An 18,413-nucleotide genomic window follows, 5' to 3' on the forward strand; every position below is an offset into this window, starting at 1 on the left:
GAATATTACAATATCAGGGATTGGCTGTTAATTTGATTAACCAATTTATACAGCCTACCTTCTGTAATAATAGTTCCTAAATGGACATCGCTTACCATTATTATGTTTAAATCTTGATTTATAACCTTATTTGCTGTTATTTTGTACTCTGTAATTTTTGTATTTAGTGCATTTATTGTACCAATTATTATTAATAATATTATTGTTGCAGCAACAAATATGTTCGCATAGGCTAATATTTGAGGGGTTTTATAGCCTTTTATGATAATTTTAAGTGAAAGCCTTATTATGTCCACTAAAAAGAAGGCAATCATAACATAAAATAATAGGGCAATATAATAGGAACCCAGTAAACTTATAATGTAATTTAAGTTTTTAGATATATACTTTCTTAAAAACCTTTCAATTATAAAACTTAAAGATAGAAAAATAATTATACCCCAGTATAATTTTGCACTTAAAAAGGGCATTATTTTTCTTATGTTTCTAAACATCCTAAGACCTAAATAATAATTACCAAGACCGTATATAGCTATTGTTAATAGTATAAAAATACCACCATAGCATCTCCTCTTTTGAATATATTTTTATTTGATTATTTCCATAAATTTAGCAATATATTCAGCTGTAATTTTGCTGCTCTTCTTCCGTTATTTTAGCATCTCCATCCCCTTTTGTTTTCCATAGCTTCCAAATTGTCCGTGGTTTCCACCTTTTATTTCTACAAATTCAGCATCATCTGGCAATAACTCTTTTGAAGATTTTACTTTATCTAAATTTGCTACCTTATCTTCACTTCCCCATATAGAAACTACCTTTATACTTTTATTTTTAAAATTGAATTTTTCCTGAGGATATGAAGCTAAAAGAAAAAGTCCCTTTATCTTTTCTACGTGATTATAAGCATAATCTGATGCCACAACTCCACCTAAAGAATGTCCGCCAATAACCCAAACACTTATATCGCTATACTCCTTTATTACTTCGTCTGCTTTATTTTTATTAAATATTGCCAAATTTAATGGCATAGGAGTTATTACTACCCTGTATCCTTCTTCTGCTATTTTTGATGCTATTTTAATATATGCAGCAGGTTCTACCTTCCCACCGGGGTAGAAAATTAAACCCTTTTCTACTTTTTTATCTACAGGATTTATTACAATGTTTTTATCAATTTTTATATGCACCCGTTCATTAGACTTGATATATGCTTCTACATCAAAATTAGGTTTATATGCTGAAACTGCCCATATTAAAAATATTGCACTAAATACAAGAATTAAAACCGATGTTAAACCAATAATCTTTTTAACCTTCTTCAATAGTCATCACCTCTTACACTTTTTCTAACCATCTTTTAAACTTCTTATATTGTACTATTTGATAAAGTCTGTAGATAAATGGGAAAACTCTATTCAATATTGATATTATAACAAATGTTTTGGAGGGATTTACGTATTTTTTATTTCTCTCTATACCTTTTAAAATACATCCTGCAACATAGTTTGCTGACTGACTTGGGAAAGGCACTGGTGCAGTCTTTTTTGAATTTTTAAAGAAGTTTGTTCTTGTTGCTATGGGGTATACCACCATTAAGTGGCAATTTTATCCTTTTCAAATCTATAGGCATTTTGAAAAGCATCTACAGCACTTTTTGTTGCTGAATAAAGTGAATATCCTGGAAGGGGCATCTTGGCAACAGCCGAATCCGTAATAACATACGTAAACTCTTTATTTTTGCTTATCTCATTCATCTTTTCAAGACAATATATAGGTGCAAAAACATTTGTTTTAAATATTCTTTCTATATGTTCATAACTTGCCTCTTCAATTTTTTCATAATAAGCAAAACCTGCATTAGAAATAAAAATATCTATATTACCAAAAATTTAATGCGTAATCAAATAATTTATCCAACTCATCCCTATTTGAAACATCACATTTATATGGATATACATTATTAAGGGTTGGTATCTTTTCTATATCCCTTGATACAGCAATAACTTTGCATCCTCTTTTACTAACATATACAAAAGCTCAAGCCCAATACCTGATGAAGCACCTGTTAATATAACATTTTTACCCTTTAAATTCATAATTTCATCCCCTCTACCTCTGCTTTTGGAAAAACTATATTAAAATCAGCGACTTTCACAACTGCAATTGGTTTAAAAAAGTTATATCTGGAAAATATTTTTCATTAACTTGTATTTCTTCAATCCTTGAAAATCTTCCCTGCCCTTTTCCATAAAAATTAGTATAATATAGCTTATCTTTATATTTTTGAACTAATGGAAATGGTAACAGCTTTGTATTAACAGGAAATTTAATCTTTCCATCGCGTAACCGTATCTTAAAAATAGGCTCTCCTTCCTTTGAAAATTCTATATGAGTTAAACCTGCAGTATTTTTTATACTGCAATCTGCAAATTCCTTTGGTATAGCCCAATTTTTTACTCCATTTATTACACTGTCCTGTGTTGTTACATATATTTTTGATATTGTATTTAGTTTTTGCCTTTAAACTTAAATTTGCCTGGAATAAAAGAAGTTCCCTGTATGGTCCTACATCTGATTGCTTATAGTCAACAATCATAACACACCCTAATCCACCACAGGAATTGTCCTTTAAAAAGTCTTGTGAATAAAGGTGGCTCTTAATGAATTGTTTGTTAAATTTATAAAGTATAATATATCCATCACCCTTTAAGCTCCAAGGTGCTTCCTTATACATAACATCCCCCTAATTCTATATATTTACAACAATATTATAGAACATTTTTTACCATAATTGTATTAACAATTTGTGTATATTAGTATAAAAATCCAATTTTAATAATAAAAAACACTCCTCCTTATGGAAGGCAGTTTTATTTTTACTGTCTACCAAAGGGGAGCATATAAACCCTTTAAAAGATAAACCTACATCAAAAACATAAATTACAACTTATAAACATCATATTCAGCTTTATCCTCCATAACCTCAACAATAGCCCTTAGAGTATCTATTGATGTTACAACTTTGATATTTCTCTCTGCAGCAGCTCTCCTTATTTTAAAACCTTCTCTTTCTAAATCATTACCCTTTGTTGGTGTATTTACAACCAAATCTATATCTGCTTTTTTAATAAATTCTACTGCATCATCTTCTACAAACCCTACATCAATTTCCTCCTTAATCAATACCTCCTTAGTTCCTCCTGTTGCATATATAGTGCACCCTAATCTCTTTAACCTTTTTGCTAACTTTACAAACTCACACTTATCGTAATCATTTACTGCTGCAAATATGCTTTTTATCTTCTTTATATTTAGGCCTTTTGCTAAAAATCCCTTTAAAAGTGCCTCATTTAAACTTTTACCAATCCCTAAGACTTCACCTGTTGACTTCATTTCAGGTCCTAATGCAACCTCAACATTTTTTATTTTTTCTGTGGAAAACACAGGAACCTTTACTGCTATTATTTCAGGTTCTTTATATACATCAACTCCATATCCTATATTTTTTAATTTTTCACCAAGCATAACTCGTGTTGCTACCTCAACAACAGGTACACCCGTTACTTTACTTATAAAGGGAACAGTTCTTGACGCCCTTGGATTTACTTCTATAACATATAGTTCATCTTTATATTCTATAAACTGTATATTAAGCATTCCCCATATTTTAATTGATTTAGCAATTTTTTTAGTGTATTCTAACACCTTATCTTTTATAATTTTTGATACATTCTGCGTAGGATATATTGTTATACTATCACCTGAATGAATTCCTGCACTCTCTAAATGTTCCATAATGCCTGGGATTAAAACATCTTCCCCATCTGAAATTGCATCAACCTCAATTTCCCTACCACACAAATACTTATCAATTAACACTGGATTTTTTCTATCCCTTTCAAAGGCATATTTTAAATAATATTTAAGCTCCTTTTCATTCCTTGTTATTTCCATACCCTGTCCACCAAGTACGTAGGAAGGTCTAACCAGCACTGGAAAACCTATATTTTTCGCTTCTTTAACTCCCTCTTCTACAGACCATACTGCTCTTCCCCTTGGTCTTTTTATATTTAAACCTTCAAGAAGTCCATCAAACTTTTCCCTATCCTCTGCTAAATCTATCTGCTGTGACGTTGTTCCAAGTATTTTGATACCTTTTTTATCTATGTATTTAGCAAGCTTTATTGCAGTTTGACCACCAAACTGCAGAATTACACCATAGGGTTTCTCCTTTTCTATGATATTTAAAACATCCTCTTCTGTAAGCGGTTCAAAGTACAATTTATCCGATATATTAAAATCTGTACTTACTGTTTCAGGATTGTTGTTTATTATTATGGTTTCAAAGCCAAGTCTTTTAAGAGCTAATATGCAGTGTACCGAAGAATAATCAAACTCTATGCCCTGTCCTATTCTAATTGGTCCAGAACCTATTACTACAACCTTTTTGTTATCGGTTACTACAACTTCATCATACTCCTCATAGGTTGAGTAATAGTATGGAGTTTCTGCATTAAACTCACCTGCACAGGTATCAACCATTTTATATGTTGGATTTATATTCCATTCTCTTCTTAACCTTTTTATCTCTTCAACGTCAACATTTAAAAACTCAGCTATAGCTCTATCTGAAAAGCCAAATTTCTTATATTCCTTAAGCTTTTCTCTACTTAAATTCTTAAGACTTGATTTCTTTAGTTCCTCTTCCTTCTCTACTATATTTTTATTTTATTAATAAAGTACTTGTCTATTTTTGATATACTTGAAATTTTCTCAACTTCAATCCCTCTTCTTAAAAGTTCTGCTATTATGAACAATCCCTCATCATCTGGTTGTTTCAATCTTTCTATCAACTCATTTGATTGTATATTTTTAAATTTATTAATATTTAAAGAGTAGGTACCTATTTCAAGAGAGCGAACTCCCTTTAATAGTGCCTCTTCAAAGTTTCTGCCAATTGCCATAATTTCTCCTGTTGCCATCATCTTTGTTCCAAGCCTTTTTCAGCCTTAACAAATTTGTCAAAGGGCCACTTAGGTATCTTAACAACAACATAATCTAAACTTGGTTCAAAGCAAGCAAAGGTCTTCTTTGTTATTTCATTTTTATTTCATCAAGGCTGTAACCTAATGCAATCTTTGTTGCTACCCTTGCTATAGGATATCCTGTTGCCTTTGAAGCAAGGGCAGAAGAACGGGACACCCTTGGATTTATTTCAATTACTGCATATTGAAAAGAATCTGGATTTAATGCAAACTGGACGTTACATCCTCCCTCTATTCCAACTGCATTTATTATATCTATTGCTGCACTTCGTAACATCTGATATTCCTTATCTGATAAGGTTTGACTTGGTGCAACCACTATACTGTCACCTGTGTGCACTCCAACAGGGTCAATATTTTCCATATTGCATACGGTGATGCAATTTCCTTGACTGTCGCGTATAACTTCATATTCTATTTCCTTCCATCCCTTTACACTCTTTTCAAGAAGAACTTGTCCTATTGAACTTAATTTTAATCCTGTTTCTAAGATGGCCCTAAGCTCCTTTTCATCCTCTGCTATTCCTCCACCTGTACCTCCTAATGTATAGGCTGGCCTTACTATAACAGGATAGCCTATTTTCTCTGCAAACCTTAGTCCACTATCTAAATCTGTAACTATTTCACTTTCAATTACTGGTTGATTTATTTGCTTCATCAAATGCCTAAATAGTTCCCTATCCTCTCCACGTTTTATTGCCTCAATTTTGGTTCCTATAACATTTACGTTGTATTTTTGTAGTATACCCTTTTCATAAAGTTCAACTGCTAAATTAAGTCCCGTTTGTCCACCCATTCCTGCAAGAAGTGAGTCTGGCCTCTCCTTTTCTATTATTCTCTCTAACACATCTAAAGTTAAAGGTTCTATATAAATTTTATCTGCAACCTCTTTATCTGTCATAATCGTAGCAGGATTTGAATTTACCAAAACAACCTCTATTCCCTCTTCTTTTATTGCCATACAGGCCTGTGTCCCTGAATAATCAAACTCCGCTGCTTGTCCTATAACTATTGGTCCAGAACCTATCACAAGTACCTTTTGTATCTTACTATTAAGTGGCATACTATCCCTCCTATAATGCTAATTTTATAAATTCATCGAATATATAGTCGCTGTCTTTAGGACCAGGACAGGCCTCTGGATGAAATTGAACTGAATAAATAGGAAGCTTTTTATGTCTCATTCCCTCAACTGTTCCATCGTTTAAACTTATATGGGTTACCTCCATATCCTTAGGTAAAACATCAACGTAATATCCGTGATTTTGAGAGGTGATATATATTTTGTTTTTTATTAAATCTTTAACAGGATGGTTGCATCCTCTGTGTCCATACTTTAACTTTTTAGTTTTACCTCCAAGACTTAAGGCTATTAACTGATGCCCTAAGCATATACCAGCTATAGGCTTTTTACCTATTAATTCTTTTATATTTTCCACTATACCTTTTAAATCCTCTGGGTCTCCTGGGCCATTTGATAAAAACACCAAATCAGGATTTACCTCTAAAATTTCCTTGTATGATGCTACTGCAGGAAAAACACTTAGTCTGCACCCTCTTTTATAAAGCTTGTTATTATGTTTTGTTTTATTCCAAAATCATATATTGCAATATGCTTTCCTCTACCTTCTATATGGTATTTTTCCTTTGTACTTACCTTAAATACTGCATCTTTGTTTGAGAAGTTTTGCATAATTTCCAAAGCCCTATCAAAACTAATATCTTCAAGTGATATAACACCCTTCATTGTACCTGTATCTCTAAGTATTTTAGTAAGTGCTCTTGTATCTATTCCCTCAATTCCTATAATTTTATTTTCCTTAAAATATTCATCTAAATTCATTTTGCATCTAAAGTTGCTTGGGAAAGAGCATTTTTCCTTTACGATAAATCCCTTAACTTTAGGTGATTTAGATTCTACATCCTCAAAGTTTATTCCGTAATTTCCTATTAAAGGATAGGTCATTACAACTATTTGTCCATAGTAGGAAGGGTCTGTTAAAACCTCCTGATAACCTGTCATACCAGTGTTAAATACTACTTCACCTACTGCTTCCTTTTGATATCCAAATGCTCTTCCTGTAAACTCTATTCCATTTTCAAGTATTAGCTTTGCCATCATATTTTCCCTCCTTCGAATTTATAGAGGCTAAATTACATAGAATAAAAGGACACTCAAGAGATTATAAACACTAATCCCTTAAGTGTCCATTATGTTTTATAAAAATATGTAAGCAAAGCTGAAATTTTAGTTAAATTACAAAGAATCCTCATATTCACCATACTCCTTTCTGGCCTCACGGGACCAATTTAAAGTGTATTTTTTAAAATTTTAATCGATATTAAACTTAGTGTCAATTCATAAATAATTATTTTATATTTTAAAATTTTTCTGAAATTTATTTTTCTAAAACATATAAAACATTAATATTTATATATTGAGAATCTTAAATGCAAAAGAAGGAAAAATGAAATTTATGTCGAATAACTTCATTGAATACTATTTTAGAAGGGGAATCTTGATGACAAAAAGAAGACACTTGCAGTCTTTACTTTGGTGGTTTTTCTTCTGATTAACCTGTTTTATATTTTCCCACCAAAGCAAACGTTTGCTCAAGGCAAAACTAAGCTAATCATCCACTATGCAAAGGATCCAAATACCGACAAGGACTGGAACCTTTGGATCTGGCCTGCAGGTAAAGAAGGTAAAAAATATGAATTTACTAAGAAGGACGCTTTTGGTCCCTATGCAGTAATTGAATTTGACGAAAGCTACGACAAGGTTGGATTTATAGTAAGAACTGATGATTGGGAAAAGGATGTTGCAGAGGATAGGTTTATTGATAAATTCAAGGATGGTGTAGCTGAAATTTGGCTACTTCCTGGAGATCCTGAAATTTATTATACAAAGCCAAGCAAAACAGCCTCAACACCAACAAAGCTAAAAGAACAAACAAAGGTTACTGTTCACTACTATAGATATGATGGAAAATATGATGGATGGAACCTTTGGATTTGGCCTTTGGGAAACAAGGAAAGGGATATAATTTCACAGGTAAGGACAACTTTGGAGTTGTTGGAACCTTTATTATCGATGACACCTTAGGTGTTGAAAAATTGGGAATTATAACAAGGAGAAGCGAAGGCGGTAATGACTGGGCTGAAAAGGAATTTGGTGATAGATTTATAACTAAATTCAAAGAGGACGGTTCTGCTGAAATATGGTTAATGCAAGGAGATGAGAGAATTCACTATTCTATGGATACACTTGATTTAACTCCAAAATTAGTTTCTGCTTCTATAGATGGTATAAGCACAATAAATGTTGAGGTAAACTTCCCTTTGAAATTACAGAAAATATTAAGGATAATTTAACTGTTAAGGATAATTCAACAACATATACAATAAAGGAAGTTAAAATTGATGAATCAACAAAGGTTGATAATAAAGCAAGACGACTAAGCATAATACTAAATGAAAAAATTGCACTTGATAGGACAATAACAGTAGAATTTAAAGGCTATGGAACAAAAACTGCAATCTTTGGACAAATATTTAGCTCAAAGGAATTTGATGAGCTATACTTCTACTCTGGAAATGACCTTGGTGCTAACTACTCAAAGGAAAAAACAATCTTTAAGGTATGGGCTCCAACAGCAAGTGAAGCAAAGCTTGTTATCTACTCAAAGTGGGATGATAAACAGGGGAATGAGCTTGTAATGAAAAGGGAGGATAAGGGCGTATGGTCCTACACCCTTGACGGAGACCAACACGGAACAATCTATACCTATAAGGTTAAAATAGGCGACAACTGGAACGAAGCTGTTGACCCTTATGCAAAGACTGTTACAGTAAATGGGGACAAAGGAGTTGTAGTTGATTTATCAAGAACTAATCCTGAAAAGTGGAACCCTAAGTCTAAGCCTCAATTTAAAAATCCTGTAGATGCTGTAATCTATGAACTTCATATAAGAGATTTATCAGTTCATCCAAACAGCGGAATTAAAAATAAAGGTAAATTTTTAGGATTAGCAGAAACAGGAACAAAAACAAATAATGGAACACCTACTGGGCTTGACTATATTAAAAGCTTAGGGGTAACCCATATTGAGTTACTTCCTATGTATGATTTTGCATCAATAGATGAAACTTCAACAAAACCTCAATTTAATTGGGGATATGATCCTAAAAACTATAATGCACCTGAAGGAAGCTACTCAACCGATGCATACAATCCTATGTCGAGAGTTTCTGAGCTTAAAACTATGGTTCAAACATTACACGATAATGATTTAAGAGTTATTATGGACGTTGTATACAATCATATGTATAGTGCTGAAGCATCCAACTTTGAAAAGCTTGTTCCTGGATATTTCTTCAGAAAGGATGCATCTGGAAAACTCACTAATGGTTCTGGTTGTGGAAATGACGTTGCATCAGAAAGAAGTATGGCACGAAAATTTATAGTTGAATCTGTTGTATATTGGGCAAAGGAATATAACATAGATGGATTTAGATTTGACTTGATGGGACTTTTAGATGTAGAAACTATGAATACAATAAGAGCAGAACTTGATAAAATTGACCCATCAATACTGATAATAGGAGAAGGTTGGAACCTTTCTACTGCTTTAGATGATAGTTTAAAGGCAAACCAAAAGAACGCTACAAAGATGCCAAGAATAGCACATTTTAACGACACTATAAGAGATGGCATAAAAGGAAGCGTATTTAATCATAATGAACCTGGATTTGTAAATGGAAGTACAGCGTCACAGTTTAAGGTTATGTCTGGTATTGTAGGTGGTATCAACTATTCAAGCGGAATAACTACCTGGGGAAATATAGAACCAAATCAATCTGTTGTTTATTGTGAAGCCCACGATAATAACACACTATATGACAAACTAAAGTTTACAAATCCTAATGCAACAGAAGATGAAATAAAGGCTATGCATAAGCTTGCAGGAGCTATTGTTCTAACATCACAGGGAATTCCATTCCTACACGCAGGGCAAGAATTTATGAGAACAAAGCAAGGAAATGACAACAGCTATAATGCAAGCGATGAAATAAATAGACTCGATTGGGATAGAAAAGATAAAAATATAGACGTTGTTGAATACTACAAAGGATTAATAGAACTTAGAAAAAATCATCCAGCCTTTAGAATGCCAACTGCTGAAATGATCAAAAACATCTTACATTCTTAGATACACCTACAAATGTTATTGCATATACTCTAAAGGATAATGCTAACGGAGATAAATGGAAAAATATTGTTGTAGCCTTCAATGGAACAAATAAAGAGCAAAAATTACTCTTCCAAGCTGTGGAAGATACAACGTTGTTGTAAATGGACAAAAAGCTGGTATTAAAACTCTTGAAACTGTAAGCGGTGGAACTCTTACTCTTCCACCAAAGACTGCTTATGTTTTATATGAACAAACAACAAACTATGCATTAATTTCAGCAATAGTAATTCTTGTTGGAATGTTGGGATTTGTTGGATACAATATGTATAGTAAGCTTAATAAGAAGTGATAACAGCTAAGAGCCCTATTTTTATAGGGCTCTTTTATTCTTCGTAAAAATCTAAAAATGAATACTCCTTATCCCCCTGTTTCCAACCTAATATACAATCCATATTAACATTTTTAGAAGCATTGAAGATTGACTTATCTACATCATTAAACTTTTTCTTTAACTCCTTTATAAGCTCCTTAATTTCATACCTCTTGTTGGCAATCTTTTCTGCTGCAACCATACAAGCACAATTTATAGGCCATATTCCATTAGCCTTTGTAAACTGTTCTATGTGTCTCTCCTCTATATAATACATTGGGCGAATTAGCTCTATACCCTCAAAATTTGTAGCCTTTAACTTTGGCATCATTGTTTTAAAATTTCCTGAATATAGTACATTTAGCATTATAGTTTCAATAACATCATTAAAGTGGTGACCTAAGGCAAGCTTGTTGCATCCAAGTTCCTTTGCCTTAGAATATAGGGCACCTCTTCTCATTCTTGCACACATATAGCAGGGATAGTCCTTTGCAATTCTATCTGCCACCTCAAAGATACCAGAATCAAAAATTTTTATTGGTATGTTTAGATAGTTGCAGTTGTCTATAAGTAATGCTCTTATACTTTCGTGATATCCTGGGTCCATTGCTATAAACTCAAGTTCAAAATTTATTTTTCCGTGTCTTTTAAGTTCTTGGAAGAGTTTTGCCATAAGCATACTATCTTTTCCACCAGATACTGCAACAGCAACCTTATCCCCATCTTCAACAAGTTTAAACTCATCAATAGCCTTAACAAATTTAGTCCAGAGCTTATTTCTATAGGTTTTTATTATACTTCTTTCTATATCCTTTAAAGGTTTTCTCTCACTAAAGGGTACTAATATTGGACAACCTGTTCCTGCAAGTTTATTTTCGCTCATTCTACTCCTCCTTCTGAATAATATCGAATTTTATTATAATTCACATACAGTTAATTATACAACATATATTCAAATTAAACTTCGTTATTTTTTTAACTTTTTTATCAAAAGGTATTGATTTATTTTTAAAACTGTATTACAATGTACTTGTGAATTAATTAACAATATGTGGGTTAATTTAATTCACTTTTTATTGAATAACATTGTTAATTTATTAACTATTAAGTAAAATCAAACTCCTTTATTATTTTCGACATTTCTTATAATCGTTATTATTTTAACAAGAGAGGTGTTTTTATGGCAGTTACAAACAGAGAGGAACTACTTCTAAAAATCTCTGAAATAAGAGAAGCTCAAAGAAAATTCTCAACTTACACACAAGAACAAGTTGACGAGATATTTAGACAAGCTGCAATGGCAGCAAACAATGCAAGAATTTATCTTGCAAAAATGGCTGTTGAAGAAACAGGAATGGGTATTGTAGAGGACAAGGTTATAAAGAACCATTTTGCTTCAGAATATATCTACAACAAGTACAAGGATGAAAAGACTTGTGGAGTAATTGAAAAGGATGAAGCAATGGGACTTACAAAGATAGCAGAACCAATAGGAGTGATTGCTGCTATAGTTCCAACAACAAACCCAACTTCAACAGCAATTTTCAAGGCACTACTTGCACTTAAAACAAGAAATGGTATTATATTCTCTCCTCACCCACGTGCTAAAAAATCAACTATTGAAGCTGCAAGAATAATACTTGATGCTGCTGTTAAAGCTGGTGCACCAAAGAATATAATAGGTTGGATAGATGAACCCTCTGTTGAGCTTTCACAGCTTGTAATGGCAGAATCAGACCTAATACTTGCAACTGGTGGCCCTGGAATGGTAAAGGCAGCATATTCTTCAGGTAAACCTGCAATAGGGGTTGGTGCTGGTAACACTCCTGCTATAATAGATGAAACTGCACACATTAAAATGGCTGTAAACTCAATACTTCTTTCAAAGAGCTTTGACAACGGTGTTATCTGTGCATCAGAACAATCAGTAATCGTACTTGATGAAGTATATGATGAAGTAAAAAATGAATTTATTGAAAGAGGAGCATATATACTAAAGGGCGAAGAAGTTGACAAGGTTAGAAAGATACTTCTTGTTAACGGTTCAATAAATCCTAATATAGTCGGACAAAGTCCACAAAAGATAGGTGAAATGGCAGGAATTAAGGTTCCAGATAGTGCAAGAATAATAATTGCTGAAGTTGAATCTGTTGAAATAGATGAACCTTTCTCATACGAAAAACTATCTCCAGTTCTTGCTATGTATAGAGCTCAATCCTTTGATGAAGCTTTAAATAAGGCTGTAACACTTGTAAAACACGGTGGATTTGGACATACATCTGTTTTATATACAGATACAATAAAGTGCAAAGATAGAGTTGAAAAGTTTAGTATGGCAATGAAGACAGGAAGAACAATAATAAATATGCCTTCTTCACAAGGAGCAATTGGAGATATATATAACTTTAGACTTGCACCATCACTAACTCTTGGCTGCGGTTCTTGGGGTGGAAACTCTGTTTCAGAAAATGTCGGAGTAAAGCACCTTCTAAATATTAAGAACGTAGCTGAGAGGAGAGAAAATATGCTTTGGTTTAGAGTTCCAGAAAAGATTTACTTTAAGTATGGCTGCCTTGCAGAAGCTCTAAAGGAATTAAAGGATATGAATAAAAGAGAGCATTTATAGTTACTGACAAGGTACTATTTGATTTAGGATATGCCGAAAAGGTTACAAACGTATTAGAACCACTTGGAATAGAAACAAGCGTATTCTTTGAAGTTGAACCAGACCCAACACTTGCTTGTGCTAAAAAAGGTGCTGATTTAATGAAGGCCTTCAATCCAGACGTTATTATTGCACTTGGTGGCGGTTCACCAATGGACGTTGCAAAAATTATGTGGGTAATGTACGAACATCCAGAAGTTAGATTTGAAGATCTTGCAATGAGATTTATGGATATAAGAAAGAGAGTTTATAGATTCCCAGAGCTTGGACAAAAGGCTATGATGGTTGCAATTCCAACATCAGCAGGTACAGGTTCAGAAGTTACTCCTTTTGCAGTTATAACTGATGAAAAGACTGGAATTAAGTATCCACTTGCTGACTATGAATTAACTCCTGATATGGCAATTGTTGATACAGAACTTATGATGAATATGCCAAAGGGCTTAACAGCAGCTTCAGGTATAGATGCCTTAACACACGCAATAGAAGCTTATGTATCAGTTCTTGCTTCAGAATATACAAATGGACTTGCTCTTGAAGCAATAAGATTGATATTTAAATATTTACCACTTGCATATAGCGAAGGTCCAACTAATCAAAAGGCAAGAGAAAAGATGGCTCACGCTTCAACTATGGCTGGTATGGCATTTGCAAATGCTTTCCTTGGTGTATGCCACTCAATGGCACATAAGCTTGGTGCAATGCATCATATACCACACGGTATAGCAAATGCTCTACTAATAAATGAAGTTATAAGATTTAATGCTGTTGATAATCCAAGAAAACAAGCTGCATTCCCACAATATAAGTATCCAAACGCTAAGTGGAGATATGCAAGAATCGCAGATTACCTTGGACTTGGCGGAAAGAATGAAGATGAAAAGGTAGAACTATTAATTAAGGCTATAGACGAGCTTAAGGAAAAATTAAATATACCAAAGTCAATTAAGGAAGCTGGAGTTTCAGAGAAGAAATTCTATGCAACACTTGATGAAATGGCAGAACAAGCCTTTGATGACCAATGTACAGGTGCAAATCCAAGATATCCATTAATAAGTGAAATTAAGCAAATGTATATAAATGCCTTTGAAGGTAGATAATTTGTAAACTTACCATATAGATTGCATTAGTATTACCCCATCCTAAGGTTTATCCCCTTGCATTATTTATATACAATTTAAGGGAGTAGCAAAATTGCTACTCCCTTTTCATTTTAATCTTCTTGCAAAATCAACAAATTTAAATTTATCTGGTCTATGCCTTGATTCTGTATATTGGAAAAGTGTCATATCATCTAAATAAACATAGTTTTTTACAACAACTACTACATCATATCCTTCTAAATCTAAATACTTTTTATCCTCTTCTGTTGCACTTTTTACCACTATCTCCTTTTTAGCAAAGGAAATCTTTAGACCTAACACATTTTCTATATACTCATATATAGAGTTTTCACATATTTCCCTTGTAAATCCATCAGCTACTTTTTTAAAATAAAATCCTTATCAAGTATTATTCTTTTGTCCTTTATTTTTCTTGCTCTAACTATCTTCCACACTTCTTCATCTTTATTTATTTGAAGATTTTTTGAAGATACTTGTCTGGCTTTATAACCTCAAGCTCCTCCACTATAGTTTGAGCAGAACCACCCATTTTACTCGCAAGTTCCTTAAAGCTAATAAGACCTGAAATTTGAAAGTCAAATTTATTAATATCAAGTACAAAGGAACCTTTACCCTTTATTTTTGTATATATCCATTTTGTTCAAGATGTAAAAGAGCCTTTCTTACGGTATCCCTTGATACATCATAAATCTTCATAAGTTCGTTTTCTGAAGGAAGCTTTGTATTTGGTTCATACTCTGCCTTTTCAATCTTTTCTACAATATCATTGTATATTATTAGATATTTACTATTATCCATATACATCACCAATGATATTTTAACACGTATTACATTACTTAACAATATAATAAATTATTGATTCATATGGTCTTAAATTTAAATTCTTTAAATCACTTCCACTATCTTTGTAGTTAGATAATAAAATTTTTGTTTCACCCTCAACATCAATTTCATTTATGCTGACCTTTGCATCCTGACCATAGAAATTATTTACAACCACAATCAACTCATCTTTATACCTTCTTGCATATGCAAAAACACTGTTATTTTCTACACAAAGCGGAATATATTCGCCATAAGCTACCACATCATAGTCCTTTCTAATTTTTATTAATTTTCTATAATGGTTTAGTATTGAATCCTCATCATTTATTTGTGATTCAACATTTATTTCTTTATAATTTTTGAAACACCTATCCAAGGTTGTCCATTAGTAAAACCTGCATTATTACTACTATCCCACTGCATTGGAGTTCTTGAGTTGTCCCTTGACCTTTCCATTATAATATTCATTACTTCTTCTTCCTTCAAACCCTTTTCCATTAATATTTTATAGTAATTAATTGACTCAACATCCCTGTAATACTCTATCTTATCAAAATAAGCGTTAGTCATTCCAATCTCTTCACCTTGATATATATATGGCGTACCCCTTAGCATATGAATTGAAGTTGCAAGCATCTTTGCTGATTCCCTGTGGTATTTCTTATCATCTCCAAATCTTGATACAATTCTTGGCTGATCGTGATTGCACCAAAATACTGCACTCCAGCCGTTTCCCTGTTGCATTCCATTTTGCCAATCATTAAATATTTTCTTTAGCTGCCTAAAGTCAAAATCCATAAGGGCCCATTTATCTCCGTCTTTATAATCCACCTTTAGATGATGGAAGTTGAATACCATTGATAGTTCCTTTTCATCTGGGTTTGTATATTTTATACAATTGTCTATTGAGGTTGATGACATCTCACCAACTGTAATAACATCTTCATACCTTCCAAAGGTGTTTTTATTAAGTTCCTTTAAGTATTTATGAATGTTTGGTCCGTCTGTATAAAATCTACGGCCATCTCCTATTAGATCATCTTCAAAGACCTCAGGCTTAGATATTAGATTTATAACATCAAACCTTAATCCCTTTACACCTTTACTTAGCCAGAAATTTACTACATCGTAAACATTTTTTCTTACCTCTTCATTATCCCAATTTAAATCTGCCTGAGTTACATCAAATAAATGCAAGTAGTATTCTCCAAACTTTTCTACATACTCCCACGCACTTCCTCCAAACTTAGACTGCCAGTTTGTGGGTTTTTCTTTAAATATATAAAATCCTTTATACTTTTCTTCTCCATTAAGTGCTCTTTTAAACCACTCGTGGTCAGTTGATGTGTGGTTTAAAACCATATCCAGCATAATTCCAATGCCTCTTTTTGGGCTTCATCAACTAACTTTTCAAAGTCCTCCATTGTTCCAAATCTTGGGTCTATATTGTAATAATCTGCTACGTCATAGCCATTATCCCTTTGGGGTGAAACATAAAAAGGAGTTAGCCAAATGTAGTCAACCCCTAAAAACTTAAGATAATCAAGTTTTTCCACAACTCCCTTTAAATCACCAAATCCATCTCCATTGGAATCTTTAAATGACTTTGGATATATTTGATATACAACACTCTTTTAAAATCCTTCATCTCGTCACTCCTATCTTTTTTGATTTAGCACAATTGGGCTGTTATAAAACAGCCCAATTGCAAATTAAATTTAGGGAAAGTCTATTTAATCTATTACTTGTTATCCTTAACAAGTATATTGTTCTTCTTAAATATAATTGTTAGAACAAATGGAACTATTATTGCAATAAGCATTGCTATAAAGAACTTAAACATAAACTGTGGCTTTATTGAAAGTATTCCTGGTAATCCTCCAACACCTATTGAGTTTGCTAAAACACCAGTTCCAACTGAAAATACTGCTGCAATTGATGAACCTATCATTGCTGCAAGGAATGGATAAACATATTTTAAGTTTATACCAAACATAGCAGGTTCAGTTACACCAAGATAACAGGATATACAAGCTGGAATTGATACTTGTTTTTCTTCTTCATCGTGCTTATTTAGATAAATTATTGCAAGTACTGCTGAACCTTGTGCTATATTTGAAAGTGCTATCATTGGCCATAGGTTTGTTCCACCAAGTTCGCTCATTAATTGTAGGTCTATTGCGTTTGTCATATGGTGAAGACCTGTAATAACAAGTGGTGCATAAGTAAATCCAAATATTGCAGCAAATAACCAACCAAGTGCTGATGTAAGTCCTGCGTAAACAACCTTTGAAATTGCTGAACCTATTGCCCATCCAAGTGGTCCAAGTATTGTGTGTGCAATCAATACTGTTGGAACAAGTGCAAAGAATGGAACAACTATCATTGATATATATGAAGGAACTATATCTCTTAATTTTGATTCAAAGAATGAAAGTGTAAATCCTGCAAGAATTGTTGGAATTACTTGGGCTTGGTAACCAATCATTTTAACTTGTGCAAAACCGAAGTTCCAAACTGGAATTTCCTTTGCTGTAGCAACTGCATAGGCATTAAGTAGCTGTGGTGAAACAAGCGTAATACCAAGTACTATACCTAAGATTTGTGTTGTACCCATCTTCTTTGATATTGACCAAGTTATACCAACTGGTAAGAAGAAGAATATTGCTTCGCCTATAAGCCATAGGAAATGGTGAACTCCAGCCCAAAATTGTGATATTTCTGTTAAGCTCTTTGTTCCGTTTTCAAACATCTTAATATCGCCAATTATGTTTCTAAAACCAAGAATAAGACCTCCAACAACTATTGCTGGAATAAGTGGTGCAAATATTTCTCCAAGGTGTGATATTAATCTTTGAATCAGGCTCATATTTTGTCTTGCTGCCTTCTTCGCTTCATCCTTGCTAACACCCTCAATACCAGCATATTTTACAAATTCATTGTAGAAAACAGAGACTTCATTTCCAATTATTACTTGGAACTGTCCTGCTTGTGTGAAGGTTCCTTTTACTACCTTCATTGAATCAATCTTCTTAACGTCTGCCTTTTTGGGTCATTTAAAACAAATCTCATTCTTGTTGCACAGTGGGATACAGCTGCTATATTCTCTTTACCTCCCACATACTCTAACAATTCTTTTACATCATTTGTAAACTTACTCAACTTTATTCCCTCCATCCTTAACTTGTA

Annotated in this window: 9 protein-coding genes and 7 pseudogenes; 4 read left to right on the forward strand and 12 right to left on the reverse strand. The window is 33.0% G+C overall.

Annotated elements, in window-relative coordinates:
• Window positions 1–5: 5 nt before the first annotated feature.
• The 7 genes and pseudogenes from PL321_RS03405 to carA all read right to left on the reverse strand — a co-directional run bounded on the left by PL321_RS03405 (window position 6) and on the right by carA (window position 7,167).
• Window positions 6–494, reverse strand: coding sequence for a hypothetical protein (locus PL321_RS03405; protein WP_273963468.1), 489 nt, complete (start codon window positions 492–494; stop codon window positions 6–8).
• 156 nt (window positions 495–650) lie between these two features.
• Window positions 651–1,322, reverse strand: coding sequence for an alpha/beta hydrolase (locus tag PL321_RS03410; protein ID WP_273963469.1), 672 nt, complete (start codon window positions 1,320–1,322; stop codon window positions 651–653).
• Between the two features lie 13 nt (window positions 1,323–1,335).
• Entirely contained in the window at window positions 1,336–1,593 is a 258-nt protein-coding gene (locus tag PL321_RS03415; RefSeq protein ID WP_273963470.1) for a hypothetical protein, read from the reverse strand.
• On the reverse strand, window positions 1,593–1,889 hold the full coding sequence (locus PL321_RS03420) for an SDR family NAD(P)-dependent oxidoreductase (protein WP_337961055.1): 297 nt from the start codon (window positions 1,887–1,889) through the stop codon (window positions 1,593–1,595). The genes PL321_RS03415 and PL321_RS03420 overlap by 1 nt, the downstream gene beginning before the upstream one ends.
• A 464-nt stretch (window positions 1,890–2,353) precedes the next feature.
• Entirely contained in the window at window positions 2,354–2,734 is a 381-nt protein-coding gene (locus tag PL321_RS03425; protein WP_273963471.1) for a hypothetical protein, read from the reverse strand.
• A gap of 206 nt (window positions 2,735–2,940) precedes the next feature.
• Window positions 2,941–6,108: pseudogene (gene carB, locus PL321_RS03430) on the reverse strand (carbamoyl-phosphate synthase (glutamine-hydrolyzing) large subunit).
• 10 nt (window positions 6,109–6,118) lie between these two features.
• Window positions 6,119–7,167 (reverse strand): annotated as a pseudogene (gene carA / locus PL321_RS03435) (glutamine-hydrolyzing carbamoyl-phosphate synthase small subunit).
• 435 nt (window positions 7,168–7,602) lie between these two features.
• Between carA and PL321_RS03440 the strand changes: the two are divergent.
• The 3 genes and pseudogenes from PL321_RS03440 to PL321_RS19530 all read left to right on the forward strand — a co-directional run bounded on the left by PL321_RS03440 (window position 7,603) and on the right by PL321_RS19530 (window position 10,401).
• Window positions 7,603–8,420 (forward strand): annotated as a pseudogene (locus PL321_RS03440) (pullulanase-associated domain-containing protein).
• 176 nt (window positions 8,421–8,596) lie between these two features.
• Window positions 8,597–10,258, forward strand: a complete 1,662-nt coding sequence (gene pulA, locus PL321_RS03445; protein WP_273964374.1) for a type I pullulanase — start codon at window positions 8,597–8,599, stop codon at window positions 10,256–10,258.
• Window positions 10,259–10,275: 17 nt separating this feature from the next.
• Window positions 10,276–10,401, forward strand: a complete 126-nt coding sequence (locus PL321_RS19530) for a hypothetical protein (RefSeq protein WP_337961056.1) — start codon at window positions 10,276–10,278, stop codon at window positions 10,399–10,401.
• Window positions 10,402–10,623: 222 nt separating this feature from the next.
• Here the strand turns inward: PL321_RS19530 and PL321_RS03450 are convergent, their stop codons facing one another.
• Entirely contained in the window at window positions 10,624–11,493 is an 870-nt protein-coding gene (locus PL321_RS03450) for a tRNA 2-thiocytidine biosynthesis TtcA family protein (RefSeq protein WP_273963472.1), read from the reverse strand.
• A gap of 297 nt (window positions 11,494–11,790) precedes the next feature.
• Here PL321_RS03450 and adhE point away from each other — a divergent pair.
• Window positions 11,791–14,375, forward strand: a pseudogene (gene adhE / locus PL321_RS03455) (bifunctional acetaldehyde-CoA/alcohol dehydrogenase).
• A 108-nt stretch (window positions 14,376–14,483) separates the two neighbouring features.
• Here adhE and treR read toward each other — a convergent pair.
• From treR to treP, 4 genes and pseudogenes are all read right to left on the reverse strand, one after another.
• A pseudogene (gene treR / locus PL321_RS03460) lies at window positions 14,484–15,197 on the reverse strand (trehalose operon repressor).
• Between the two features lie 34 nt (window positions 15,198–15,231).
• Window positions 15,232–15,486 carry an alpha-glucosidase C-terminal domain-containing protein gene (locus tag PL321_RS20855; protein ID WP_443110727.1) on the reverse strand — a complete coding sequence of 85 codons (255 nt, stop codon included), beginning with the start codon at window positions 15,484–15,486 and terminating at the stop codon, window positions 15,232–15,234.
• A gap of 45 nt (window positions 15,487–15,531) precedes the next feature.
• Window positions 15,532–16,840 (reverse strand): annotated as a pseudogene (locus PL321_RS03465) (alpha,alpha-phosphotrehalase); the annotation flags it as partial.
• 125 nt (window positions 16,841–16,965) lie between these two features.
• Window positions 16,966–18,386, reverse strand: a pseudogene (treP, locus tag PL321_RS03470) (PTS system trehalose-specific EIIBC component).
• Window positions 18,387–18,413 lie beyond the last annotated feature (27 nt).

Source organism: Caloramator sp. mosi_1 (genome assembly GCF_028622835.1).
Classification (GTDB): domain Bacteria; phylum Bacillota; class Clostridia; order Clostridiales; family Caloramatoraceae; genus Thermobrachium.